We start from the raw sequence: 24,612 nt of genomic DNA on the forward strand, positions 1-24,612 counted from the left end.
ATGTTGTTTACAAGGCGTGAGCTGAACCGTCTGGTCTGGCCGCTGATCGGCGAACAGATTCTTGCTGTGACCGTGGGCATGGCGGACACGGTGATGGTTGCCTATTGCGGCGAGGCCGCCATGAGCGGCGTGGCGCTGTCCGATTCCATTTCCTTTCTGCTTTTGCAGGTGTTTGCCGCGCTGTGCACCGGCGGCGCGGTGGTGGTCAGCCAGCACCTGGGCCGGGGCGACGCGGACAGCGCCGGCCGGGCCGCCGGGCATCTGGTTTGGATCACCGGCGGTGTGGCGGTGGTCATGGCCGCCGCAGGTCTCTGGTTTCGGGAACCGCTTTTGCGGGGCCTGTTCGGTGGTGTGGAAGAGGAAGTGATGCGTCAGGCGCTGGCCTATTTCACCATCATTTCCTTCAGTTTTCCGTTTTTGGGTATTTACAACGCCGGGGCGGCGCTTTTGCGCAGCATCGGCGCCACCGGGGTCTCGCTGTGGGTCGCTGTTTTGATGAACGGCATCAACGTGGCAGGCAATGCCTGGCTGATTTACGGCCGGGGCATGGGCGCGGCGGGCGCGGCTGTTGCGTCGCTGGTCGCCCGCGCGGTGGCTGCCGTGGTTATTTTTGCGTTTCTGTGGCATCGGCACACGCCTTTTTCCCTGCGAACGGGCCTGGCGTGCAGACCGCAGGCCAGAACCGTGGCGGCCATTTTGCGCATCGGCGTGCCCAGCGGCATTGAAAACGGCATGTTTCAAATCGGCAAACTGCTGGTGCAGCGTCTGGTTGCCGGGTTCGGCACCGTGGCCATCGCGGCCAATGCCGCGGCCGGAAACATCGCCTGCATCGCAACCATTCCGGGAAGCGCCATCAGTCTGGCACTGTTGTCGGTGGTGGGCCGCTGTATGGGCGCCCGGCGTCCGGATGAAGCGGCGCTGGATACCAAACGCCTTCTGAAAGCCGCGTTTTTGTCCATGGCGGTTCTGAACGCGGCTGTTTGGCTCTGCCTTGATCCGGTGGTCGGGCTGTACAATCTCTCCGGCCCCACTCAGGCGGCCACGGTGCAGCTGATGCACTGGCACTGTGTGTTTGCAGCGCTGCTGTGGACGCCCAGCTTCTGCCTGCCCAGCGCTTTGCGCGGCGCGGGAGATGTGGCCTTTACCATGAAGGTCAGCATTGCCAGCATGTGGGTGTTCCGCATCGGCGGCAGCTACGTCTTGGCGCAGGGGTTTGGCCTGGGCGTTTTGGGCGTGTGGATGGCCATCTTTTTGGACTGGGGTTTCCGCGCGCTGCTGTTCTTCCTTCGTTTCCGGCAGGGCGCATGGCGCACCCGGGACGTGCTTCGATGAAAAAAGGAGCTGCTTTTTTGGAAAAGCAGCTCCTTTTTGGTGTATGTTTCGGGCTCTTTTGCAAAAAACGAATGGGAAGCAACCAGGGCCCTTTTACGGGAGAATGAAAAAAGCCTTGACTTGGAGTTTGCTCCAGGGTTTATGATCGTGGAGAAGAACTACAGGAAAGGAAGGCTTTCTCCATGAATCTGACGTTTGATTTCAATAACCCCACCCGCATTTTGTTTGGCTGCGGCACGCTGGACCTGCTGGGAAAACAGGACCTGCCCGGCAAAAAAGCGCTGGTGCTTCTCTCCAACGGAAAATCCGCCAGGGTCAGCGGCGCGCTGGACCGCACGCTGGCTCAGCTGGCGCAGGCTGGTGTGGAAACGGTTCTGTTTGACAAAGTAATGGAAAACCCCGTTCGTGAAATGGTCATGGAGGGGGCGGCGGCTGCCCGTGACAACGGCTGCGACTTTTTGCTGGCTTTGGGCGGCGGTGCGGTGCTGGACTCCTCGGTGGCCATTGCCGCCATGGCCACCAATGAAGGGGATTTGTGGGACTATGTGGTGGGCGGAACCGGAAAGGGAAAGACGCTGCCCAACCCCGGCCTGCCCATCGTCACCGTGACCCTCACCGCGGGCACCGGCTCGGAAGTAAACTGCTGGGGCGTCATCTCCAACCGGCAGACGCAGGAAAAAATCGGCTTCGGCGCCCCCCGGCTGACCCCGGTGCTGGCCATTGTGGACCCGGAACTGATGCGCACGGTGCCGCCCCGTTACACGGCTTACCAGGGCTTTGACGCGCTGTTCCATCACACGGAAGTGATGATGTCCCGGGGCGTGAATGTGCTCAGCGAAGCAATTGCGCTGTCGTCCATTGAGCACATCACGGCGTATCTGCCCCGTGCGGTGGCGAACGGGCAGGACCTGGAAGCCCGGGAACACGTGGCTTACGGCAGCACTATGGCGGGGATCACCATGCAGTTGACCAGTACCACCGCCCAGCACAGCATGGAGCATTCGCTGAGTGCCTATCATTATAACATTCCGCACGGTGCAGGCCTGATCATGATTTCCGAGGCTTTTGCACGGTTTTTCCTGGAGAAGCATGCCTGCGATGATCAGTTCGTGAAAATGGCCCGGGCCATGGGCCGGAAAGATGCCGTGCGCCCCGAAGAATTTGTGACGGCGCTGCTGGATCTGCAGAAAGCCTGCGGCGTGCAGGACCTGAAGATGAGCGACTACGGCGTATCCGTGGACGAATGCATGACGCTTGCCAAAGGCGCGCGCTCCATGCAGGGCGGTTTGTTCGCGGCCAACCCCTGCGAGATGACCGACGAAGATTGCGCTGAGGTGTTCCGCAGAGCGTATCGATAAGAAAAAAGAGGAGGCAAGTGCCTCCTCTTTTTTTGAGATTCGTCTTTCTGCAAACCTTTTCATATGGGGTTTTGTGCATTAAAGAGAAAGAAAGTGCGGGATATTGACAGCAAAAATAAGGGAAGCGTACTATATAACTAAATAAGGAGTGTGCTTGCAGATGTTTTTCGTCTGTTTTCACACTCATTTTTCTGGTTCTTTTTCTGCAAACGATACCACAAATTGCGTTCGGTCCACCGCCGGGCGGAACAAAGAAGCACAAGAAGGAGGCTGTGTCATGATCCGTGAATGGAATGAGGAATCGCTGGACCACCGCAACACATTGCTGTATGCCATGGGCATCTCTGAAGAGGATGCGCAGCGCCCCATCATCGGGCTGATCAATTCCTGGAACGAGATGAACCCGGGCCACTATCCCTTCAAAGATGTGATCGGCGAGATGAAAGAAGAGATCTACCGGGCAGGAGGCCTGGCGCTGGAGCTTCCCATCTCCGGCGTGTGCGACGGCATTTGCTCCAACACGCCGGGCGACCGGTATACCCTGCCCGCCCGGGACATGGTTTCCAGCGAGGTGGAGACCGTGGCCGAGCTGAACATGCTGGAGGGCATGGTGATTCTGGCCACCTGCGACAAAGTGGTGCCCGGCATGATCATGGGTGCTTTGCGGGTGAACATCCCCACGGTGATGCTGACCGGCGGGTACATGGCAGCCGGCCATTATCAGGGCCGCATGCTGACGCTGACCCACACAAAACAGGCCTATGCCGCTTATGTGGAGGGCAAGCTCAGCCGGGAGGATTACAAGGCCATTGTGCGAAACGCATGCCCCACCCCGGGCGCGTGCCCCTTTATGGGAACCGCCAACACCATGTGCGCCATGGCGGAGATTCTGGGCCTTTCTCCCCACGACAACGCCAGCACCCGCAGCCAGACGCCCAAATGGCACCAGCTGGCAAGGCAGGCCGCGGCCAAAGTGATGGAAGCGGTGAAAAACGGGGTGCGGCCCAGCGACATCATCGATCAGAGCAGTTTTGAAAATGTGGTGCGGTACATGATGGCTACCGGCGGCAGCACCAACAGTGTGCTGCACATCCCGGCCATTGCCCGGCAGGCGGGCTGCGATATCCGCCCCGAGACCTTCGACGCCATCAGCCGGCAGGTCCCGGTCATCAGCACCATTTATCCCAACCATCCCAGCTATACCATGGAAGAGTTTGAGGCCGCGGGCGGTTTGGGCGCGGTGGTCAAAGAGCTGGCCGCCGCCGGAAAGATCGACACCGCCTCCAAAGGCATGTTCGGAACCATCGGGGAAAAGGCGGCCCGGGCGGAAAACCGGAACCGGGATGTGATCCACCCGGTGTCGGACCCCATTCACCAGCAGGGCGGTCTGGCGGTGCTGCACGGCAACATCGGCACCGACAGCGCCATCGTCAAGTTCAGTGCGGTGGACCCTGCGGCCTGGACGTTCAGCGGCCCGGCCAAATGCTACGATTCCCAGGACGCAGCCTGGCACGCCATGCTCCGGGATGAGATCGTCGCCGGAGATGTGGTCATCATTCGCTACGAGGGCCCCAAGGGAAGTCCGGGCATGCCCCACATGGAAACGTTTATGGCGGCTGTGCTGGGCAAGGGCATGGGCACGCAGATCGCGCTGGTGTCCGACGGGCGCTTTTCCGGCGCCACCGGCGGCCTGGCCATCGGCCATGTCAGCCCCGAGGCGTATGAGGGCGGCAATCTGGCACTGATCCGGGACGGTGACCGGGTGCACATCGATATTGAGGCACGCACCCTGACCGTGGACGTCAGCGAGGAGGAGTTTGCGGCCCGCCGGGCGCAGTGGACCCCGGTGGTCAAGCCGGCCACGGGCTGGCTGCGGCTGTACCGCAAGGAGTGCACCTCCGCGCACCGCGGCGCCACGGTCTACTGGGACCGGGATGAAACGCCCCCGGAAAAGGAGAGCTGAGATGACAAATATCAAGGAAGTGGCCCGGCAGGCCGGGGTTTCGGCCAGCACGGTGTCCCGCGTGCTCAATGCGAAGGGCTATGTGAACGAGGCCACCCGTCAGAAGGTGCTGCAGGCGGTGCAGCAGACGGGCTACCGGCCCAATGTGCTGGCAAAAAGCCTGAAGTCCGGGCGAAGCAACACCATTTGCCTGATGGTACCGTCCATGCAGAACCCGATTTTTCCCGAGATGGCGCGGGGCGTGGAGGACGTGGCGCGCCGCAGCGGGTTCACGGTGGTGCTTTGCAACACCAACGAGGACGACACGGTGGAAAAGGCGTACATCGATAAAATGAAGACCCAGTGGATCGACGGCTTTGTGGTTTGTTCCAGCATGGGCCGGGCCGATCACATCCGCGCGCTGCGCGGCGAGGGGTTCCCGCTGGTGCTGGTGAACCGTTTTGAGGAGCGGGATGTGAACCGGCTGGACATTGTGGCCGTGGACAATTTCAAGGCCGCGTACGATGCGGTGCAGTATCTGATCGGCGCCGGGCACCGGCGCATCGCTCTGGCCAGCGGCCGGGAGGAGCTGTATTTTTACCGCGAGCGCTTCCGGGGTTATTGCCGGGCGCTGGAAGACGCGGGCATCCCGCTGGACGACGCGCTGGTGCTGCGGGAGACCAGCGGCGTGGAGAGCTTCGACCGCCTGACCCGGGAGGTCATGGCGCTGCCCGACCCGCCCACCGCGGTGTTTGCCGCCAGCGACCCCAAGGCGTTTGTGGTCATGCACGCGCTGCACGACATGGGACTTCGGATCCCCGCGGACGTGTCGGTGCTGGGGTTCGACAACGTCAGTCTTTCCTCCATGGTGGAACCGCCGCTGTCCACGGTGGCACAGCCGCTGTACGAGATGGGGGCCGTGGCCACCAAAAATCTGATCCATCAGATCCGCTACAAGGAACAGAACGGCCAGTTGCCGCCGCCGGTGCACAGCGTGCTGGGAGTGGACCTGATCGTACGCCGTTCCACACGCTGAGAAGGTTTCCGGGCGAAGCGCAGCTTCGCACGTTCCAAAACAACTGCGGGGTTTCTCCCGCTCACTTTTGAAAGGGGTTGACCATTGTTTATGGCCGCACACGAGAAATTCAACTTTAAAACACTGGATGAGGTGAGAGCAAAGGCCAAAGAATTGGGGACGGATTTGTCCTTTTCCGAAGATTTGAGCCCCCTGTTCCAGCCCAGAAAGGTGGGCCGGTGCACGGCGCCCAACTCCATGGCCGTTCTGCCCATGGAGGGGTGCGATTCCGAGACCGACGGCTCTCCCAGCGAACTGGTGGAGCGCCGCTATCTGCGCTTCGCCTCCGGCGGAGCCGGCCTGCTGTGGTGGGAGGCCTGCGCCGTGGTGCCCGAGGGCCGCGCCAATGAGCTGCAGATGATGCTCACCGCATCCAACCGCAGCAAATTCGCCGCCCTGCTGAAAAAGACCAATGCCGCCGCCGCGGACAAGAACGGCGCGGACCATCGCCCCGTGAACATTCTGCAGCTGACCCATTCGGGCCGGTACAGCCGTCCGGAAGGGCACATCGCCCGGCCGCTGGTGCCCCAGCACGACCCCATTCTGGGCAAAGGGGACGAGGTCATCGTCACCGACGAGTATCTGGATGCTTTGACCGAGCGCTATGTGCAGAGCGCTTTGCTGGCAAAGGAAGTGGGCTTTGACGGCGTGGACATCAAAAGCTGCCACCGCTATCTGCTCAGCGAGCTGCTGGCCAGCCACACCCGTGAGGGCAAGTACGGCGGAAGCTTTGAAAACCGAAGCCGCTTTTTGCGCCAGACCGTGCAGGCCGTGCGCAAAGCCGTGGGCGACGACTTCATCGTAGCCTGCCGGTTCAATGTGTTCGACGCCCATCCTTATCCCTACGGGTTCGGCTGCGACAAGGAGGACATGTGGAAATTTGACCCCACCGAGCCCGCGGCGCTGGTAAAAATGCTGGTGGAAAACGGTGTGGACCTGCTTTCCAACAGCGGCGGCAACCCCTATTACATCTATCCGCAGGTCACGCGTCCCTTTGATAAATCCAGCTACGGCATCCCCACGCCGCAGGAGCATCCGCTGGAGAGCATGGCGCGTCTGTTCTCCTTTACGCGCACGGTGCAGAAAGCCGCGGGCGACATTCCGGTGGTGGGCAACGGCTACACCTGGCTGCGCCAGTTCCTGCCCTATGTGGGCGCGGCCAACCTGGCGGACGGCAGCTGCAGCTTTGTGGGCCTGGGCCGGGAGAGCTTTGCCTATCCTGACGCGCCCCACGATTTGATGACCAAGGGAGCCATGGACCCCCAGAAGTGCTGCGTCACCTGCAGCATGTGCACGCAGATCATGCGCGACCACGGCCGCACGGGCTGCGTCATCAAGGACGGCGCACTGTACGCGCCGCTGTTCAAACAGTACAATGCCGAAGCTGTGGTGCGCGAGCACCGCACCTGAAAAGGAGGGGGCGCCTGTGGAGACCATTCACAACCGGGTGGGCGAGGTCTATGAACCCTTTAAAGTCCGTTTTTTGAAGCGGGATATCACCGCGCTTGCCCCGGACGAGGTGCTGGTGCGGGTGCGCGCCAGCGCCCTGTGCGGAAGTGATCTGCACATTGCCCGGGGCCGGCATCCGTCCGCGCCTTTGCCGGTGACCATCGGGCACGAGTTCGCCGGCGATGTGCAGGCCGTGGGCAGCGCCGTGAAAAACGTCGCCGTGGGCCGGCGCGTCACCGTGGAGCCCTGCATTGTGTGCGGCACGTGCGAAGCCTGCCGCCACGGCGATTACGGCTACTGTGAGCACATCAGCTTTACGTACCGCAACGGGGACGGCGCCATGGCGGATTACGTGGTGGTGAAGGCCGCCTGCGTGTATGAACTGCCCGATGATCTGAGTTACGAGACCGGTGCGCTGATCGAGCCGCTGTCCGTGGCCACCCACGCGGTGCGCCGCGCGCAGATCCAGCTGGGCGAAACGGTGCTGATCCTGGGGGCGGGTGCCATCGGCATGATGACGGCGGCCATGTGCCGGCGCAGCGGTGCGGCGCAGGTCATTGTGGCAGACCTGTCCGACAGCCGGCTGGAGATGGCTCTGCAGATGGGCGCCACCGTGGCGATCAACAGCGGCCGCACGGACCTGGAGCAGGAAGTGGCGCGGCTGACCGGCGGAAAAGGCGTGGACAAAAGCTTCGAGTGCGTGGGCCGTGAAAGCTGTTTTCTGCAGGCCATTCAGACGCTGCGGCGCAACGGAACCGCCACCGTCGTGGGCATTTACGAACAGCCGCAGATCACCTTCCCGGCCAGCCGGCTGGTCACACATGAGATCCATATTCAGGGCGCGCAGGGCTATTGCTGGGACTTTCCCATCGCCATCGCCGCGGCCCGGGATCTGCCTTTGGAAAAATTCATCACACACACCTTTCCGCTGGAGCAGCTGCAGCAGGCGCTGGACACAGCGCTGGACCCGGCCAGCAACAGCATCAAGGTGATCGTGAAACCGTAAGGGGAGAAACAGTATGAAAAAAACAGCGATTGTGACAGGCTCCAGCCGGGGCATCGGCTTTGCCATCGCCCGGCAGCTGGGTCTGGACGGATACAACATTGTGATGGTGGCCACCGGCCCGCTGGAGAAAAACCAGGCTGCGCTGGACGCGCTGAAAGCCGAGGGCATCGACTGCATCTATGTGCAGGCCAACATCGGGAACCACGACGACCGCCTTGCGATCCTGCGCGCCGCGCTGGATGCCTTCGGCCGGGTGGACGCGCTGGTGAACAACGCGGGCGTGGCGCCCAAGGTGCGGGCCGATCTGCTGGAAATGAGCGAGGAGAGCTTTGACCGTGTGGTGGGCATCAACACCAAGGGGAATATGTTCCTGACCCAGGCCGTGGCCAAACAGATGATCGGGCAGGAGCCGCTGAACGGCCGCAAGGGCGTGATCGTCAACGTGTCCAGCTGCAGCGCCGAGGTGTCGTCCATCAGCCGGGGCGAATACTGCGTGTCCAAGGCGGGAGTGTCCATGCTGACCAAGCTGTACGCCGACCGGCTGGCCGGCGAGGGCATTCTGGTGCACGAGGTGCGGCCCGGCGTCATCGCCACCGACATGACCAGCACCGTGCAGGAAAAGTACGACAAGCTGATCCGGGACGGGCTGTTCCCCATCGCGCGCTGGGGCACGCCGCAGGATGTGGCCGACGCGGTCAGCGCCTTGTGCAGCGACAAATTTTTGTACACCACGGGCAACTACATCGATGTGGACGGAGGCTTCCACATCAAGCGCCTGTGAGAGAGGAGGCACGTCATGGAGGAGCAGCGTTTTTCGGCAAATGGTTTTTCGGCCCGGCTTTACAGCTGCAACACCGCGGTGGTGGGCACCGGCGCGGCGGGCTACAATGCGGCGGACCGGCTTTGGCAGCTGGGCCAGCGGGACATCCTGATGGTGACGGAAAACCGTCTGGCGGGCACCAGCCGCAACACAGGCAGCGACAAGCAGACCTATTATAAGCTGACGCTGTCCGGCGGGGACGGCGACAGTGTGCGGGAAATGGCCCAGACGCTGTTCTCCGGCCAGTGCGTGGACGGGGACATCGCCTTGTGCGAGGCGGCGCTGTCCACCCAGTGCTTTTTGAAACTGGTGGAGCTGGGAGTGCCTTTCCCCCGCAACCGGTACGGCGAATACATCGGCTATAAAACCGACCACGATCCCCGGCGCAGGGCCACCAGTGTGGGCCCCTACACCAGCAAGCAGATGACCGAGCGGCTGGAACAGGCGGTTCTGGACAAGGGCGTGCCGGTGCTGGACCATCTGCAGGTGATCCGGGTGCTCAGCGACGGCCAGCGCACCTATGGCCTGCTGTGCCTGAACACCGCCGCCGCGCCCAAAGACCGTTTTGTGCTCATCCGGTGCAACAACGTGGTCTACGCCACGGGCGGTCCCGCCGGCATGTATGCGGACAGTGTGTATCCCGGCGGCCATTACGGCGCCACGGGCCTGGCGCTGGAAGCGGGCGCCCGGGGCAAAAACCTGACCGAGTGGCAGTACGGGCTGGCGTCGGTGCGGCCCCGCTGGAACGTGTCGGGCACGTATATGCAGGTGCTGCCGCGGGTCTATTCCACGGCCCCCGACGGAACGGACGAGCGGGAATTTTTGATGGATTTCTTCTCCAGCGCCGCCGAGATGCTCAGCAAACTGTTCCTCAAGGGCTATCAGTGGCCCTTTGACGTGCGCAAGGTGGATGGAGGCAGCTCCATCATCGACATTCTGGTCTATCTGGAGCGCTGCAAGGGCCGGCGGGTGTACCTGGACTACCGGCAGAACCCGGTCTCCGGCGCGTTTTCCTACGAGGAGCTGGACCCCGAAGCCCGGGAGTATCTGCAGCGGGCGGGCGCCTGTTTCGGCACGCCCATCCAGCGGCTGGAGCACATGAACGCGCCCGCGGTGGAGTTCTACCGGGACAAAGGGGTGGATCTGGCGGTGCAGCCGCTGGAGATCTCCCTGTGCGCGCAGCACAACAACGGCGGTCTGGCCATCGACTGCTGGTGGCAGACCCATGTAGAGGGGCTGTTCGCAGTGGGCGAAGTCAGCGCCAGTCACGGGGTGTACCGCCCCGGCGGCACAGCGCTGAACGCCGGTCAGGTGGGCAGCACCCGGGCGGCACAGTTCATTGCGGCACGCCGCACCGGGCAGGTGCCTGCGGAGAAATTTGAGGCCGCGGCCGCTGCGGCGTTGACGGAAATGGGCACACTGGCCCGTCAGGTGGTCACCGGCAGCAGCAATGTGCGCGCCCTGTGGGCCGACGCGGCCCAAAACATGAGCCGGTGCGGTGCGGCCATCCGTAGCAGCGCAGAGATCCGGGCCTATCTGGACCGGACCCGGCAGCTTCTGGAAGAATTCCCCCGGCGGGTGACTGCTGCGGACGAAAGCGAGCTGTGCTGGGTGTACCGCCTGCGGGATATGCTCATCAGCCAGCGGGTGTATCTGGCGGCCATGGTGGACTATATGGAGCAGGGCGGCAAAAGCCGGGGCAGTGCGCTGTACACGGATGCAAACGGCACAAAACCCTATGCGCAGCTGCCCGATGCGTTCACCTTTGCGCTGGACGACGGAACACGGGGCAGCCGGGTGCAGGAGGTGCTGTACCGGGACGGCGCGTGCCGTTTTGAATGGCGGGATGTGCGCCCCATTCCGGAAGATGACGACTTTTTTGAAAATGTCTGGCGGTCCTATCGCCAGACCGGCAACATCGGCTGAGTGAGGAAGTGGAACAATGCCCTATGGTTTGATTTTGTCCTGCCTGGGCGTGGCCGTTGGCGGCGCGCTGGGCAGCGCTTTGCGCCGGTGGATCGGCGCGGATGTGCGGGAAAAACTGCCCATGATCTGCGGCATGACCGCCATCTGCAGCGGCATTTTGTCGGTGATCCGGGCGGATCAGATGCCCGTGGTCACGCTGGCGGTGGTGCTGGGCGTGGCGCTTCATCTGGAGCGGCGGGTCCGGGCCGGGTTCGGCCTGGTGCTGCGCCGTCTGGCCCTGCCGGACAGCTTTGACATGGAGGAATACATCACGCTGGTGGCAGTGTTCTGCTGCAGCGGCTTCGGACTGTACGGCGTGATGCTGGAGAGCTTTGCGGGTGAGCACGGGCAAATGCTGTCCAAGGCGATGCTGGACTTTATCATGGCGCTGATCTTCGGCGGCAGCATGGGGGTCTCCGTCAGCATCATCGCGCTGCCGCAGGCGCTCATTTTCACGGCGTTTTTCTTCCTGGCCAAGCTTCTCATGCCCGTGATGAGCGATGCCATGCTGCTGAATTTTATTGCCTGCGGCGGTCTGCTGACCATTGCGGCCGGCATGCGTATGGCCAAGATCCGCGCCTATCCGCTGATCGATCTGCTGCCCGCGCTGGTGCTGGTGCTTCCCTTTACGGGAATTTGGCAGGCCATGGCGGGTTGAAACGCAAAAGAGCTGCGAGGAAAATCCTCGCAGCTCTTTTTTTGTTTACCGAAAACCCCCGGCTGTGCCGGGGAGTTCTCAAAAAGCTTTAGCGTTGCATAGGAAATAAAAACTCCTTTTGATACAATAAAGATGCGGTCTGCCAACTGCACTAAAGTATCAAAAGGAGGACAAAAGGCATGACGCCTAATGACAAGAATAGTTTAGCACATACAACATGGAACTGCAAATATCACATAGTATTTGCGCCGAAGTATCGCAGAAAAATCTTTTACAAAGAAAACCGTGTGGAAATAGGGAAGATATTGAGAGAATTATGCAATTGGAAACAAGTGAAAATAGTAGAGGCGGAAGTGTGTCCGGATCATATCCACATGCTGGTGGAAATACCGCCTAAGATGAGTGTATCCAGTTTCGTAGGTTTTCTCAAGGGGAAAAGCAGTCTGATCATTTTCGAGAGACATTCCAATTTGAAGTACAAATATGGAAACAGGCAGTTTTGGTGCCGTGGATACTATGTCGATACAGCAGGTAAGAACGCAAAGAAGATTGCGGAGTATATCCAAAACCAACTCAAAGAAGATCAGATTGAGGATCAGATGACCCTTAAAGAATACATAGACCCGTTTACGGGTAGCAAGTAATATTCTTTCGCAGGTGGCAGACCGTACCAACGCCTTTAGGCGTGGCTAGTATTTTAGGGCTTTGCCCGCTTCTGAAGAACCACCAGCTTCGCTGGTGGGTTACTATTATTCTTCCGCAGCCTGATACAGCCGCCGGGCGATTTCCCGCATGGGATCCGCGGGCACTTTCTGCACCTGCCGGTCGTAGGTCAGCAGGCCGTTGATCTCATCTTCCACGTCCGACAGCTGGGTGTAGATGGCCGCGCACAGCCCCTGCCGGACCGCGGGCAGCACCCGGGCTTCGTACAGCTTTTGCAGTTTTTGCAGCAACTGGTCCCGGGTTTTGCAGGTGCTGTAGCCATAGGCTTTGTCCGGGTGGAACAGATGTCCCTCCTCAGCCAGACAAGCGCCGCCGAACTCCGTCAGCACCAGCGGACGGCGGCCCGGCTTCAGCCGCCAGGGGCCAAAGTAAATATGCCGGCTGTCCACGTCGCTGTCGCCGCCGCGGAACCAGCCCGAGGCCGTGTCGATGAAGCGGCTGTCATCCAGGGCCCGCAGCCGGGCATACACCCGGCTGGAATCAAACTGGCCCCATCCCTCGTTGAAGATGGTCCAGTAAACAATGCAGGGGTGGTTGCGCAGCTGGGACACGGTGGCCTCCATGCCGTCCAGAAAAGCCTGCCGCCCACGGGGGTCCGGGTGCATCTTTGCGTCGGGGCGGGTCTGCAGGCCCAGGGTGGGCAGCAGCGTGTCCCGCACAAAGCGGTACTCCCCGTTGTTCACCATGTCCTGAAAGACGAACATGCCCAGGCGGTCGCACTGGTAATAGAACTCTTCCGGCTCGATCTTGATGTGCTTTCGCAGTGTGTTGAAACCCAGCTCTTTCATGGCGCGGATGTCCCGCTCATAGCACTCCGGGGCAGCGGGCGTATACAGGCCGTCGCTGTAATAGCCCTGGTCCAGCACACCGTGGAAAAACCGGGGTTTTCCGTTCAGGCACAGGCGGGGCACGCCGTTTACGGTGCGAATCTCCAGCCGGCGAAGGGCGAAGTAGCTCTCCACCCGGTCGCTGTCCGCCTCCACCGTAAAACGGTACAGATAGGGGTCCTCGGGGCACCACAGCCGGGGCTGCCGGGGGCAGATCTCCGCGCGGCCGTGCTCCAGCGGGCAGGTCATCGTTCCGTCGGGGGTGCGCACGGTCACCGTGCCGTTGAGAGAAGGATCCCCGGTGTCCACCACCGCCCGCCGGTCGTCCGCCCGAATGTCCAGCCCATGGATGAACGGCACGGGCACGCTCTCCAGCCACACCGTCTGCCAGATGCCGGACACCGGCGTGTACCACATGCCGCCCCGCTTCATCACCTGCTTGCCGTAGGGCTGCACCGGGCTGCGCAAATCGTCCTGCACCCGCAGGACCAGCGTGTTTTCCGCCTGCAGCGCGTCGGTGATGTCAAAGGTCATGGCATGGTATCCGCCCGTGTGGGACCCCATGGCCCTGCCGTTTACAAAGCAGTCCAGCACCTGGTCCGCCGCGCCGATGTGCAGCAGCACACGCCCGCGAACAAAGCCGTCCGGCAGGGCGAAGGTCCGGCGGTAAAACAGAAACCGGCCCTCGGCAAAATGGGCATGCACCCCGGACAAAAGGCTCTCCGGGCAGAAGGGCACCCGGATCGTCTGTTCATAGCGCTCCGGCTCCTGCGGGTCTTCCCGGACGGCAAATTGCCACTGCCCGTTCAGGTTCCAATAGCTGTCCCGCCGCAGCTGCGGACGGGGATAGACCTGCCAGGGCGTCTCGCCCGCGCAGGCGGATTCGGGGGTAAAAAGATCATGCAGCATCCGCGTTCCCTCCCCAAAAGGATGTTTCTTCCTCTATTATAGAAGGACGCGGCCCGATTGGAAAGAACCAATTACGCGCAGGCGTGAATGGCCGCAATGGCGCCGTCCGCCACGGCGGTGGCCACCTGCCGCACCTGCTTGAAGCGGATGTCGCCCGCCGCGTAAACGCCCGGCACCGAGGTCTGCATGTTTTCGTCGGTGAGAATGTACCCGTCCCGCAGAGCCAGGGTGGGGAACAGGTCGGTGTTGGGGGCAATGCCCGCATACACAAACACGCCGCAGCCCGGGTCCTCCAGTGTCTCTGTAAAACCGTCCCGCTCGCGCACCAGTTCCAGCTGTTCCACACAGTCGCGGCCGAACACGCCCCGCAGCCGCGTTCCCAGCCGAAGCGTGATGTTGGGAGTGGCGGCCACCTTCTGCCGGAACTCCGCAATGCAGCCCAGCTGCTCTTCAAAGTGGATCAGGGTCAGCCGCCGGGCAAAGGAAGCCAGATACAGCGCCTCTTTCACAGCGCCGTCTGCGCCGCCCACCACATAGATGTTTTTTTCGGTGTAGCGCGCACCGTCCCGGGCGGCGTTCAGTCCGATGCCCCGGCCGGCCAGCTCCTGCTCGCCGGGAATGCCCAGTTTGCGGGGCGTGCCGCCGCCCGCCAGAATCACCCGCGGCGCCTGATAGACGCCTTTGTGGGTGCGAAGGGTCTTGGTTTCTCCCTCAAGCGACACCTCGGTCACGGTTTCAAAGGCGATGTCCACCCCTGCGCGCAGAGCCTGTTCCTGCATGCGCGCGGCGAAGCTGGCTCCGGTCTCCCCGGGCAGCAGGGCGGTGTAGTGCGTGACGGTGGACACGTTGCCGATCAGGCCGCCCACCTGGGATTTTTCCAGAATCAGTACCTTTTTCCCGCGGCTGGCGGCATAGAGGGCGGCGCTGATGCCGGCGGGGCCGGCACCAAGGATCAGAATGTCATACATGAATGTTCGCTCCTTTCTGTACAGGGGTTACAGCAGGCCTTCCAAATGCTGCATCAGAAGGCTGGCGGCCGTGATGCCGGCCCAGCAGCAGGCACCCATGAAAATCGGTTTGCCGCCGGTCCGAATCAATTTGATCAAATCGGTGTTCAGGCCGATGGCTGCCATGGCCAGAACGATGAAAAATTTGGACAGTTCTTTAAACGGCTGGAACAAAGCGGGGTCCGCCCCGGCCATGGTTGCGGCGGTGGTGATCACCGAAGCCAGCACGAAGAACAGAATGAAGAAGGGGAAAATCTTTTTCAAATCAAAGGACCCGTTGGATACGCTGCCGCCCCGTTTGACCTGCCAGGTGCGCCAGAAGGCCAGCGCCAGCGTGATGGGGATGATGGCCAGCGTGCGGGTCAGCTTGACGATGGTGGCGTACTCCAGCACCGCGCCGCCGGTGCCGTGCAGGGTGTCCCAGGTGGAGGCGGCAGCCGTCACGGAAGAGGTGTCGTTGATGGCGGTGCCTGCAAACAGGCCGAATCCGTCGTTGCTCATCCCCAAAAGACTGCCCAGCGTGGGGAAGAACAGGGCCGCCAGAATGTTGAACAGGAAGATTACGGAGATGGACTGTGCAATCTCCTCATCGTCCGCACCGATGACGGGCGCCGTGGCCGCAATGGCCGATCCGCCGCAGATGGATGAACCGACACCCACCAGCACCGAGATGTTATTGGGCATGGCCAGCCGCTTGCGCAGCACAAAGGCGATCACCAGCGAGACGGTAATGGTGGTGCAGATGATGGGCAGAGAAAGCGCCCCTACCTTGGCGATCTCCGACAGATTCAGTCCGAAGCCCAGAAGGATCACCGCGCACTGCAGGATCTTCTTGGAAGTGAAGGCGATGCCCGCCTGATAGCGGCTTTTGTCCCGCAGGATCATGGTGACCACCATGCCTGCCAGAATGGCGAACACCGGTCCGCCGATCACCGGAAACGCGCGGCCCAGAAGCCAGCTGGGAACGGCCAGTATCAGGCAAAGCAGCAGTCCCGGCGCGGTTTTCTTCAAAAATTCCATTGCAATCTTCCTTTTTCGATGAATTTTGTTTGACCGCCCTTGATTATAAACCAAAGCAACGATAAAATAAAATGAAGAATTATAATAAAACAATAAATTTACGTAATAGGTGATGCAGATGCTGGACCCGCGCTGGAATACATTTCTCGCCGTGTGCGAAACCATGAATTACACCAAAGCGGCACAGCGGCTGTGTTTGACACAGCCGGCGGTGACCCACCACATTCAGTATTTGGAGCAGCACTACGGATGCCGCCTGTTCACTTACGAGGGAAAGGTGCTGCGTCTGACCGAAGCGGGCCTTCGCCTGCGGGAATTCACCCGCTCCATGGCGTACAACGAACAGAAGATGGAGCAGACCATGGCGGCCTCCGCCCCCATCAGCCTGCGGGTGGGCACCTCCAAGACCATTGGCGAATATGTGATCGCCCCCAAGGTGGAACAGTTTTTGCGGGCGCATCCGGACGCATCGTTTTCGCTTCTGGTGGACAATACCCGGGAACTGCTGCGGGGGCTGGAGGCCGGCCGCCTGGACTTTGTGCTGGTGGAAGGCTTTTTTGACCGCAGCCGTTACGACGCGCAGCTCTGGCGCAGAGAATCCTTTTTCGGTGTTTGTTCGCCGGACCACCGGCTGGCCGGCCGCCTGGTGACACTGGAAGAGCTGGAGGGCGAGCGGCTGATCCTCCGGGAGAGCGGTTCGGGCACCCGGGCCATTTTTGAAGATGCGCTGCGCCGCCAGAATCGAACGCTTCGCGGCTTTTCCAGCGTGGCGACCATCAGCGATTTCGTCACCATCAAATCCCTGGTTATGGACGGGCTGGGCGTGTCCTTCCTGTATGAGCCGGTGGTGCAGCGGGAGCTGGAGCAGGGAACGCTGGCCCGCTTCGATCTGGCGGATGCGCCGATGCAGGGGGCTTTCTATTTTGTGTGCCTGAAAAATAATCTGTTCGCCGGGACCTGGGCAGATTGGATGCGATGACGTTTCTCTTGCGCACAGCAATAGGACATGGTAAAATAAAGACAAATATTTTGAATTGTCTTTATTTGCTGGAAAGGAGGGTGCAGAGATGCCGAAAGTAGCTTATTCGGAGGAAGACCGGGAGCGGATCCGTCAGGCGCTGATCGCCGAGGGACTTCGCCACATGGCCCGCCAGGGTGTGCAGCATACGACGGTGGAGCAAATCTGTAAGGCGGTGGGCATCTCCCGTGCCTTTTTCTATTCCTTTTTTCCAACAAAAGAAGATTTGATGGTAGAGGCCTTGTATTTGCAGCAGCCAAAAATTCTGGCCCATGCGCAGGCGCTGGCAAACGACCCTGCGCTGAGCCGCAGTGAGGCGTTGCGGCGCTTCCTGACGGATTGCTGTTACGGCGAAAAGAACGGGATCGCCGTTCTCACCGTCGAGGAGCAGCGGCTGATTTTCCGGCGCCTTTCTGAGGAGAGCGCCCGTGTCTTTCGGGAAAAGCAGGCGCGTCTGTTTGGCGAACTGCTGGAGTGCTTCGGCATCCCGGCCAACCGAGAGCGGGTGGCGCTCTTTACCAATGTGAGTCTGGCGGCCATGATCGTGCGCCGGGCCATCCCCGATACGTTGCCGCTGTTCGTGCCCGAAGCAGCGGACCAAACGGTGGCATTTCAAATCAACGCCATTGTAGAAGGCTTTGAAAAATTTCAAAAGACAAGCGGATAAGTTCGATCCGCCGAATGACGCAGACCGCGTGTTTGGCGGATTTCTTTTCATGCAAAATAAAGACAAATTCTGAAAGTTGTCTTTATTTATAAAATCAAAATCGTCTTAGGAGGAAACGCACATGGGTATTTTCAGCAAACTGTTCAAAGGACCGCAGATTGACATGGAAAAGAGCAATGCCAACGCGAAAAAAATGCGCGAACTGTTCAACGGGGCCGTGGACGGCGGCGGGGACTATCGGTTGATTTTCGGCTATACAGAGGATGTGTCCCGGTTCAATTTCGGCATTGTTCACGGCAGCAGAACCAAAATCGGCAACCTGATCGTGGGCTGGAACGAAGCCAGCCAGACCATTGTGGTGGTCCCGACCGTGCCGGATCTTTCCGGTGCAGGCGAGCCGGTGTACTACCGCCGCTCGGAGATTCTGAAAGCATACCGGAACAAATATCCCAACGATGCGTTTATCATTTATCCGGACCGGAAGGGGTATATCGGCATCAATGCCTACGACTGGCTGGAGGATGAGAGTCTTTACGTATACGTCTCCCAGGAAGAAGAACTGGCTGCGTTCACGGATTTTTTCCTGAATCACTTTGCAAAAAAATAAAAAGAAAAGCTCCCGTTCAGGGAGTTTTTTATTTTTAGATCTTAATTTAGATCTAAATTTAATAATAGTATTGATAAGATCTAAAATTTGGATATAATAAAGACAAAAGATCAAAAAAGGAGAATTGACTCAAAAGGAGGAGGAAATGAGCGATCTTGAAATGCTTGCGGCCTTGAACCATGTGGAGCTGTCTCATGTGGAAGAAGCTCTTCGGCGGGATGTTCGTTGTATGGTTTTGCGGGAAGTTTGTGAATATATGAAGAGATCTCCGGAAAATTCTTTGAGAATCCGGCGGTTGTATCATCGGCACGACAATCTGCGTGCCGCACAGATTGCGGCGCAGGGGGTTTGCAATTGCCGCCTCAGCGAGGAAGATCTGGCTTGGTTGGACTGCTGCATTCGCGCGGCTTTTCACAAAAAGCCGCGGCGGCTTCCGATTTCCGAGGAAGAGCGCCGTTTCCTTTGGAACAAGCAGGCAGGCAAATGTGCGGTTTGCAACAGGAAAGTGAACGTGGATGATTTTCATGTGGACCACATTGTTCCCTGGGATTATGTAGGGGATGAATTGGAGAATAACAAACGGGTGCTGTGTGCCGCTTGTAACCGGAAAAAGAGCAACCAAGCGGTGACGGTCGTGTATGATTTATTTTTTGGAACGAGAGGAGAAGCAATATGAAAAAAGTTCGGTTAACACAGGTCAATCAATATGGGCAGGCGTTTTACATCGGAAAATACGATCCGCGCGTTCTGGTGAAGCTGGCGGATCAGAGCATTGACGTGGGATCTCTTCAGGAGGCACAAAGACCACTGGAAAAACAGCATCTGCAGGAGCTCTCTGAGTATGTTTCTCCGCGGAAAAAGGGAATGCTGCCGGCGTCTGTGATGTTGGGTACCAAAGACCGCAACCGCCTGGTAGTGGAGAAAGAGACCGAACCGGATGGCGAAATCAGCTTTTTTATGTGGTTCCCCCAGGCGCCGGAGGAAATCAGAGAGTATGAAAATACCATCGATATCATCGACGGCCAGCATCGTCTGTTTGCCTTTTCAGACCGGTATCGGGATGAAGAGATGAAGGATGATGTTGTATACGAAATGGCCTTTTCTCTGTTTATCACACCCAGTGTAGAGATGCGCAGACGGCTGTTCACGGTGACCAATGAAAAACAGAAGGCGGTCAACGGCAACCTTCTTTTGTATTTGAAGAGCAAGCTGGGAATGCTTAACCAGGCGGAGAAACAGTACTACCCCATTGTGAATTCTCTGGCCACCGAAGCCTGTTCGCCCCTGAAAGGTCGCATCATTATGAGCGCCGAAAAAATCACCAAGGGTTATAAGGCAAAAGAGTTGATCAAAATTTTGGATAAGGCTAAAATTGGTCAACTTCAGGTCAATCATCAACTGCTGACGGCAGCAGAGCAGGTAAAGGCAATTAGTACGTATCTCTCTGCATGGGAGTCCTTTTACGGACGATCCTATACCAGTCCCGGCAAGGAAACCATGACCAAAATCAGCGGGCTGCGGTATGTGTTGCTGTTAATGCCTACGTTTTTAGAGTACGCGGTTACCCGGCAGAAAAAATTTGAACAGGAGTTTGTCCGGTCGGTAATTCAGAAGCTGGAGGACTACAAGGGCCTCGGCGAGGAAGAGACGCTGTTCGATCGTTCGCTGGAATTCCGGGGCGAGGGAGCCACCATCAAAATGGCGGAAGATGATGCCACTGGCCTGAAGGCGTACCTTGCCAGCAGCGACAGCAATGGCTTTAACCCTCTGGCCTGATTGCGGCAGCTTACTGAGGAATGCAGATTTGGATATTTCACAGCATAACTTTTGAAAGATGTGATGCTGTAGATGGCAGGCAAACATCTGGCAAAACAGGAAGATCAGTTGAGCTGAGATAGAGAAAAACGGGCCATATCAAGTGGTGTTTTAGGATGAGAGTTTTGTAGTGGAGCAAATAAATGCGATTGTAGAAAAGATGCGCACCGCAATGCACCCAAAGGTCGTGCGATGATTGTGTAGAACGCAAAATAAAAGGGAGCCCCTGCAGCAAGTGCTGCGGGACTCCCTTTTGAGGTTTCAAAGATTGGCACAAATGTTTTTGGCCCATAGAGGAGATGGGGGTGTTCTTGGCTGTAAGGGATAAAACAATAAAAGAAAAACCACCAATCCGGTTTGACGGGATTGGTGGTTTTGGTGCGCCCGACTGGATTCGAACCAGCGGCCTTCCGGGTCGGAGCCGAACGCTCTATCCAACTGAGCTACGGACGCATCTTTTCTAAGTGCAACAATTATCTTATCATATTTTTTATCGTTTGAAAAGTCCTTTTTAAAAGAAAAAAGAAGCGCGCAAAACTGCGCGCTTCTTTCTTTATTGGTTAAGCGCGAAACAACTGCCGGTGAAGGGCTTTGCTCAAAACACCCACCACCAGGAAGCCGACGACTGCTTCCAGAACGCCTTGGAAGCCCACGAACATCACCACAAAAATCAGCGGATTAGCTGCGCCCAGCGCTTGCGCCATTCCCTGAATGAAATCCGTCTGATAGAAGAACAACACCAGCGCGCTCATGAAAAACACCGTGTTCAACACAGGTCCGGCCAGAGAGGCTGCGCCGAAGGACAGCCAATGGCGGCTGCCGGTTTTCTGCTCTGCAGCAAAGATCGCTTTGAACAGCACCCCCGCCAGCCATCCGGCCAGAATGCGTGTGGGGACGCAAACCAGGAAGGTGAACACCGGATTGATAGACAGCAGTACATCACCGAAGCCGCTGACGCTGAAACAAGTGGCAAAGCTGGTCAGGCCGAAAACACCGCCCAGCACCGCACCTGCGGCGGGGCCAAGAAGGATAGCGCCTAACGTGACCGGCACCATCAGGAAGGTAATCTCCAGGGCAAACACACGCAGATAGCCCAGCGGCGTGTAAGCCATGACCAGTTCGATGGCTGCCAGAAGAGACAGTTGGACAAGGTAACGGACATTGGTTTGTTTTTTCATTTTTTTCTCCTTACTGCCGTTCCGCCCAAAGCGGATACAGCGTAACCTTATTTTATGTACACGCCGCTTATTTCGCGGCGGGAACACCTCATTTGGCGTTTTTGCGATACAGTCGATACAATCCGTCCAACACCAGATTCTCGTGGTAGTGAATCTGGTGATTGCAATGGGGCAAAATCACTGGCGCAATTTCGCCGGTGGCGACGCAAAACAATTCCTGGCACTGAAGCACGGCTGCAAAGCGGTCCAACATCCCGTCCAGCATGCTGGCGGTGCCCAAAATCGCGCCGGCCTGCATACAGGCCGTGGAATTGGTGCCCAGCACACCGCACTTGGGGGCGGCCAGATCGATTTGCGGCAGTTGAGCGGTGCGGATACTCAGTGCATCCATGCCGGTGCGCACACCGGGCAGAATGGTGCCGCCCCGCATGGTTCCCTTTTCGTCCAGAGCAATCATCGTGGTGGCGGTGTCAAAGGAAACGATCACGCACGGATGCGGATAGGCTGCCAGAACTTCTACAGCGCAGCAGACCAGTTCGCTGCCCAGTTGCGAGGGATCATCCATTCGAATGGCAAGACCGGTTTTCAGGCCTGGCCCAACCGTATAGATACGTCCGGAATAGAGATGAGACAGCGCATGACGAATGCAGCTCAGAAGCGACGGGACAACACAGGAAAAAATCACACCGGTGATCTCGGCTGGCGTGCGTCCGTACAGTGCCAGAACAGACTGCATCTGAACGGCATACTCGTCCGATGTTTTGGAAAGATTGGTGTGCAGCGAGGCAAAAAAGGCCTGCCGGCCCTCTTCGTAAGCGCCCAAAAGCACGGATGTGTTGCTCACATTCACGGTCAGAACCATATGCCCGCCTCCAATCCTTATATATAGTAATATATAGAAAGAAAGAAGACAAGAGAAATTTTTCAAAAAACGCGAAAAAAGGAGTTGACAGGAGAGGAAGGATGTGGTAGTATAACAAAGCTGTCCCCACGGACGGGTCACAAAAGAGCGAAAAGCCGACCGAAAAGAGCACGAAAAAAGTTCTTGACAAAAGGGCAAGAGAGTGCTAAAATAGGAAAGCTGCTCCGAAGAGACGGCTCAAAAAAATATCGAAAAAAGTTCTTGACAAACGGAACTGAATGAGATATAATAAATGAGCTGTCCGAGAGGACGCTAAGGACCTTGAAAATTAAACAATATCAAGAAGCTTAACGGAACCCTAGAACGTGAAAAACGTTCACAAAAAACATTTCCTTTAAGTAATTTAGGACGCAAGCGATTGCGGACTGGATGCTAAGATTTAGATTCAGCATTAAGCTGGTTTAAATACCATTTAATGAAGAGTTTGATCCTGGCTCAGGACGAACGCTGGCGGCGCGCCTAACACATGCAAGTCGAACGGAGCTATTTCGATAGATCTCTTCGGAGTGACATTGGCTTAGCTTAGTGGCGAACGGGTGAGTAACACGTGAGGAACCTGCCTTTCAGAGGGGGACAACAGTTGGAAACGACTGCTAATACCGCATAAGACCACGATACGGCATCGTATTGAGGTCAAAGGAGCAATCCGCTGAAAGATGGCCTCGCGTCCGATTAGCTAGATGGTGAGGTAACGGCCCACCATGGCGACGATCGGTAGCCGGACTGAGAGGTTGATCGGCCACATTGGGACTGAGACACGGCCCAGACTCCTACGGGAGGCAGCAGTGGGGAATATTGCACAATGGAGGAAACTCTGATGCAGCGACGCCGCGTGAGGGAAGAAGGTCTTCGGATTGTAAACCTCTGTTGTCAGGGACGATAATGACGGTACCTGACGAGGAAGCCACGGCTAACTACGTGCCAGCAGCCGCGGTAAAACGTAGGTGGCAAGCGTTGTCCGGAATTACTGGGTGTAAAGGGAGCGCAGGCGGATTTGCAAGTTGGAAGTGAAACTCATGGGCTCAACCCATGAACTGCTTTCAAAACTGCAGATCTTGAGTGGTGTAGAGGTAGGCGGAATTCCCGGTGTAGCGGTGGAATGCGTAGATATCGGGAGGAACACCAGTGGCGAAGGCGGCCTACTGGGCACTAACTGACGCTGAGGCTCGAAAGCATGGGTAGCAAACAGGATTAGATACCCTGGTAGTCCATGCCGTAAACGATGATTACTAGGTGTGGGTGGATTGACCCCATCCGTGCCGCAGTTAACACAATAAGTAATCCACCTGGGGAGTACGACCGCAAGGTTGAAACTCAAAGGAATTGACGGGGGCCCGCACAAGCAGTGGAGTATGTGGTTTAATTCGAAGCAACGCGAAGAACCTTACCAGGTCTTGACATCCGATGCATAGCTAAGAGATTAGTGAAGTCCTTCGGGACATCGAGACAGGTGGTGCATGGTTGTCGTCAGCTCGTGTCGTGAGATGTTGGGTTAAGTCCCGCAACGAGCGCAACCCTTATCGTTAGTTACTACGCAAGAGGACTCTAGCGAGACTGCCGTTGACAAAACGGAGGAAGGTGGGGATGACGTCAAATCATCATGCCCTTTATGACCTGGGCTACACACGTACTACAATGGCTATTAACAAAGAGAAGCGATACCGCGAGGTGGAGCAAACCTCACAAAAATAGTCTCAGTTCGGATCGCAGGCTGCAACCCGCCTGCGTGAAGCCGGAATTGCTAGTAATCGCGGATCAGCATGCCGCGGTGAATACGTTCCCGGGCCTTGTACACACCGCCCGTCACACCATGAGAGCCGGGGGGACCCGAAGTCGGTAGTCTAACCGCAAGGAGGACGCCGCCGAAGGTAAAACTGGTGATTGGGGTGAAGTCGTAACAAGGTAGCCGTATCGGAAGGTGCGGCTGGATCACCTCCTTTCTAAGGAGTCAGGCAGGATGTTCGGAAGAGCATTCTGGAACAGGGGAAGTTAAGCGGAAAGATATTGTTTAATTTTGAGGGCCCTTAAGGGAACTCAAGATAAAGAGCGTAACCGAACGCGAAAGCGTGGGGGTATAGCTCAGCTGGGAGAGCACCTGCTTTGCAAGCAGGGGGTCAGGAGTTCGAGCCTCCTTATCTCCACCAAAAATGGGCTCATAGCTCAGGTGGTTAGAGCGCGCGCCTGATAAGCGCGAGGTCGGTGGTTCGAGTCCACTTGAGCCCACCACTTCTTCTGAGAAGGAGAAGGAAGTTCAAACAGCGGAATGCACCTTGAAAACTGAACAAGAACTGCGAAGATTAGAGAAGACAAAAGA

General features: G+C 58.2%; 20 protein-coding genes, 3 tRNA genes and 1 rRNA gene. 18 read left to right on the forward strand and 6 right to left on the reverse strand.

Annotated elements, in window-relative coordinates:
- The 10 genes from ACKTS9_RS10675 to tnpA all read left to right on the forward strand — a co-directional run bounded on the left by ACKTS9_RS10675 (position 1) and on the right by tnpA (position 12,249).
- Positions 1 to 1,332, forward strand: a complete 1,332-nt coding sequence (locus ACKTS9_RS10675; RefSeq protein ID WP_349215173.1) for an MATE family efflux transporter — start codon at positions 1 to 3, stop codon at positions 1,330 to 1,332.
- Positions 1,333 to 1,514: 182 nt separating this feature from the next.
- The gene (locus tag ACKTS9_RS10680) at positions 1,515 to 2,690 is read left to right on the forward strand and encodes an iron-containing alcohol dehydrogenase (protein ID WP_349215174.1); all 1,176 of its coding nucleotides are present in this window, start codon (positions 1,515 to 1,517) and stop codon (positions 2,688 to 2,690) included.
- A gap of 277 nt (positions 2,691 to 2,967) precedes the next feature.
- Positions 2,968 to 4,653: a dihydroxy-acid dehydratase gene (gene ilvD, locus ACKTS9_RS10685; RefSeq protein WP_349215175.1), complete on the forward strand. Its 1,686-nt coding sequence runs from the start codon at positions 2,968 to 2,970 to the stop codon at positions 4,651 to 4,653.
- A 1-nt stretch (position 4,654) separates the two neighbouring features.
- On the forward strand, positions 4,655 to 5,668 hold the full coding sequence (locus ACKTS9_RS10690) for a LacI family DNA-binding transcriptional regulator (RefSeq protein WP_407880723.1): 1,014 nt from the start codon (positions 4,655 to 4,657) through the stop codon (positions 5,666 to 5,668).
- 90 nt (positions 5,669 to 5,758) lie between these two features.
- Positions 5,759 to 7,117 (forward strand): NADH:flavin oxidoreductase, encoded by a 1,359-nt coding sequence (locus ACKTS9_RS10695; RefSeq protein ID WP_349215178.1) that lies wholly within the window; start codon positions 5,759 to 5,761, stop codon positions 7,115 to 7,117.
- Positions 7,118 to 7,133: 16 nt separating this feature from the next.
- Positions 7,134 to 8,162 carry a zinc-dependent alcohol dehydrogenase gene (locus tag ACKTS9_RS10700; protein ID WP_349215179.1) on the forward strand — a complete coding sequence of 343 codons (1,029 nt, stop codon included), beginning with the start codon at positions 7,134 to 7,136 and terminating at the stop codon, positions 8,160 to 8,162.
- A gap of 13 nt (positions 8,163 to 8,175) precedes the next feature.
- Positions 8,176 to 8,943, forward strand: coding sequence for a 3-ketoacyl-ACP reductase (locus ACKTS9_RS10705; RefSeq protein WP_349215180.1), 768 nt, complete (start codon positions 8,176 to 8,178; stop codon positions 8,941 to 8,943).
- A gap of 15 nt (positions 8,944 to 8,958) precedes the next feature.
- On the forward strand, positions 8,959 to 10,908 hold the full coding sequence (locus tag ACKTS9_RS10710; protein ID WP_349215181.1) for an FAD-binding protein: 1,950 nt from the start codon (positions 8,959 to 8,961) through the stop codon (positions 10,906 to 10,908).
- 16 nt (positions 10,909 to 10,924) lie between these two features.
- The gene (locus ACKTS9_RS10715; protein WP_349215182.1) at positions 10,925 to 11,605 is read left to right on the forward strand and encodes a DUF554 family protein; all 681 of its coding nucleotides are present in this window, start codon (positions 10,925 to 10,927) and stop codon (positions 11,603 to 11,605) included.
- A 179-nt stretch (positions 11,606 to 11,784) separates the two neighbouring features.
- The gene (gene tnpA / locus ACKTS9_RS10720) at positions 11,785 to 12,249 is read left to right on the forward strand and encodes an IS200/IS605 family transposase (protein ID WP_349215395.1); all 465 of its coding nucleotides are present in this window, start codon (positions 11,785 to 11,787) and stop codon (positions 12,247 to 12,249) included.
- A 105-nt stretch (positions 12,250 to 12,354) separates the two neighbouring features.
- On the opposite strand, the gene ACKTS9_RS10725 is transcribed toward tnpA, so the two are convergent.
- The 3 genes from ACKTS9_RS10725 to ACKTS9_RS10735 form a co-directional block, all read right to left on the reverse strand.
- Positions 12,355 to 14,064, reverse strand: coding sequence for a glycoside hydrolase family 2 protein (locus ACKTS9_RS10725; RefSeq protein ID WP_349214635.1), 1,710 nt, complete (start codon positions 14,062 to 14,064; stop codon positions 12,355 to 12,357).
- Between the two features lie 71 nt (positions 14,065 to 14,135).
- Positions 14,136 to 15,032, reverse strand: coding sequence for an NAD(P)/FAD-dependent oxidoreductase (locus ACKTS9_RS10730; protein ID WP_349214633.1), 897 nt, complete (start codon positions 15,030 to 15,032; stop codon positions 14,136 to 14,138).
- Positions 15,033 to 15,059: 27 nt separating this feature from the next.
- The gene (locus ACKTS9_RS10735; RefSeq protein WP_349214632.1) at positions 15,060 to 16,091 is read right to left on the reverse strand and encodes a YeiH family protein; all 1,032 of its coding nucleotides are present in this window, start codon (positions 16,089 to 16,091) and stop codon (positions 15,060 to 15,062) included.
- A 118-nt stretch (positions 16,092 to 16,209) separates the two neighbouring features.
- Between ACKTS9_RS10735 and ACKTS9_RS10740 the strand changes: the two genes are divergently transcribed.
- The 5 genes from ACKTS9_RS10740 to ACKTS9_RS10760 all read left to right on the forward strand — a co-directional run bounded on the left by ACKTS9_RS10740 (position 16,210) and on the right by ACKTS9_RS10760 (position 20,159).
- Positions 16,210 to 17,070, forward strand: coding sequence for a LysR family transcriptional regulator (locus ACKTS9_RS10740; RefSeq protein WP_407880728.1), 861 nt, complete (start codon positions 16,210 to 16,212; stop codon positions 17,068 to 17,070).
- Between the two features lie 88 nt (positions 17,071 to 17,158).
- Positions 17,159 to 17,776, forward strand: a complete 618-nt coding sequence (locus ACKTS9_RS10745; RefSeq protein WP_349214628.1) for a TetR/AcrR family transcriptional regulator — start codon at positions 17,159 to 17,161, stop codon at positions 17,774 to 17,776.
- Between the two features lie 121 nt (positions 17,777 to 17,897).
- Positions 17,898 to 18,383 (forward strand): hypothetical protein, encoded by a 486-nt coding sequence (locus tag ACKTS9_RS10750; protein WP_349214626.1) that lies wholly within the window; start codon positions 17,898 to 17,900, stop codon positions 18,381 to 18,383.
- Between the two features lie 145 nt (positions 18,384 to 18,528).
- Positions 18,529 to 19,059 (forward strand): HNH endonuclease, encoded by a 531-nt coding sequence (locus ACKTS9_RS10755; RefSeq protein WP_407880731.1) that lies wholly within the window; start codon positions 18,529 to 18,531, stop codon positions 19,057 to 19,059.
- Positions 19,056 to 20,159, forward strand: coding sequence for a DGQHR domain-containing protein (locus ACKTS9_RS10760; RefSeq protein ID WP_349214622.1), 1,104 nt, complete (start codon positions 19,056 to 19,058; stop codon positions 20,157 to 20,159). Before ACKTS9_RS10755 ends, ACKTS9_RS10760 begins: the two co-directional genes overlap by 4 nt.
- A gap of 415 nt (positions 20,160 to 20,574) precedes the next feature.
- Here the strand turns inward: ACKTS9_RS10760 and ACKTS9_RS10765 are convergent.
- From ACKTS9_RS10765 to ACKTS9_RS10775, 3 genes are all read right to left on the reverse strand, one after another.
- Positions 20,575 to 20,651 (reverse strand) — tRNA-Arg (locus tag ACKTS9_RS10765).
- A gap of 107 nt (positions 20,652 to 20,758) precedes the next feature.
- Positions 20,759 to 21,376, reverse strand: coding sequence for an ECF transporter S component (locus tag ACKTS9_RS10770; protein WP_349214621.1), 618 nt, complete (start codon positions 21,374 to 21,376; stop codon positions 20,759 to 20,761).
- An 88-nt stretch (positions 21,377 to 21,464) separates the two neighbouring features.
- On the reverse strand, positions 21,465 to 22,238 hold the full coding sequence (locus ACKTS9_RS10775) for a type III pantothenate kinase (RefSeq protein WP_349214620.1): 774 nt from the start codon (positions 22,236 to 22,238) through the stop codon (positions 21,465 to 21,467).
- Positions 22,239 to 22,710: 472 nt separating this feature from the next.
- Between ACKTS9_RS10775 and ACKTS9_RS10780 the strand changes: the two genes are divergently transcribed.
- From ACKTS9_RS10780 to ACKTS9_RS10790, 3 genes are all read left to right on the forward strand, one after another.
- Positions 22,711 to 24,238: ribosomal RNA gene (locus tag ACKTS9_RS10780) — 16S ribosomal RNA — on the forward strand.
- A 128-nt stretch (positions 24,239 to 24,366) separates the two neighbouring features.
- Positions 24,367 to 24,442 (forward strand) — tRNA-Ala (locus ACKTS9_RS10785).
- A gap of 5 nt (positions 24,443 to 24,447) precedes the next feature.
- Positions 24,448 to 24,524 (forward strand) — tRNA-Ile (locus tag ACKTS9_RS10790).
- Positions 24,525 to 24,612 lie beyond the last annotated feature (88 nt).

Source organism: Owariibacterium komagatae (assembly GCF_045865535.1).
Classification (GTDB): Bacteria; Bacillota; Clostridia; order Oscillospirales; family Ruminococcaceae; genus Ruthenibacterium; species Ruthenibacterium komagatae.